Origin of the sequence: Limosilactobacillus pulli, assembly GCF_947381555.1 — a bacterium.
Taxonomy (GTDB): domain Bacteria; phylum Bacillota; class Bacilli; order Lactobacillales; family Lactobacillaceae; genus Limosilactobacillus; species Limosilactobacillus pulli.
This window is the reverse complement of the sequence record NZ_CANCWQ010000097.1, coordinates 1-249: the sequence shown is the minus strand read 5'-3', so window position 1 is coordinate 249 and position 249 is coordinate 1. Positions and strand designations below refer to the sequence as shown.

The 249-nt window shown below is 44.6% G+C and carries 2 tRNA genes; both read right to left on the bottom strand.

From position 1 onward, the window contains the following. Positions 1 to 97: 97 nt before the first annotated feature. A tRNA-Ala gene (locus QOS03_RS09350) sits at positions 98 to 170 on the bottom strand. A gap of 4 nt (positions 171 to 174) precedes the next feature. Next, a tRNA-Ile gene (locus tag QOS03_RS09345) sits at positions 175 to 248 on the bottom strand. Position 249 lies beyond the last annotated feature (1 nt).

The following is a 249-nucleotide window of genomic DNA, read 5'->3' as shown; positions in this document are numbered from 1 at the left end:
AAAACTCAAATAACGCGGTGTTCTCGGTTTAATTGTGAATAAAGAAATAAATATTATTTAGTTTTCAAAGTACAAGCACCAGTCAAATGACTGGCAATGGAGAATAACGGGATCGAACCGATGACCTCCTGCTTGCAAAGCAGGTGCTCTCCCAGCTGAGCTAATTCCCCATAATGGGTCTAAGTGGACTCGAACCACCGACCTCACGCTTATCAGGCGTGCGCTCTAACCAACTGAGCTATAGACCCA